This window comes from Pseudomonas sp. HY2-MNA-CIBAN-0224 (assembly GCF_040310285.1).
GTDB classification, from domain to species: Bacteria; Pseudomonadota; Gammaproteobacteria; order Pseudomonadales; family Pseudomonadaceae; genus Aquipseudomonas; species Aquipseudomonas helleri.
Window position 1 is genome coordinate 1 of record NZ_JBEOPQ010000312.1, and the last position, 323, is coordinate 323.

Genomic DNA, 323 nt, shown 5'->3' on the forward strand with positions numbered 1-323 from the left:
TCTCAATGCTCATGATTTGAGTAAAAATAATAATATTTAATAATTGTGTACCTACTTATGTAGTCTGGGTATATCATCAAAAATAAAGTGCTGACAATAGATACTGGTTAGCCAATTAAAACAACAATTAAGGACATAACCATGGAACCTCAAGATCCCGCGTTAAGCAGAACCCCTATTGACGGTGCTAATCCTCAAGAAGTGAGTAAAAATTTAGCCAATCAGCACACTGATATTGAAAACCATACCAATCATAATAAAGGTACTGACACTTTCGAAGAAGAGGTAGTGGACTCAGAGCACGTGAATGACGATGACAATCC

General features: G+C 36.2%; 1 protein-coding gene. It reads left to right on the forward strand.

Annotated elements, in window-relative coordinates:
* Window positions 1-141: 141 nt before the first annotated feature.
* Window positions 142-323: hypothetical protein (locus tag AAEZ03_RS26540; protein ID WP_350582755.1), on the forward strand; the 182-nt coding region annotated here is incomplete at its 3' end.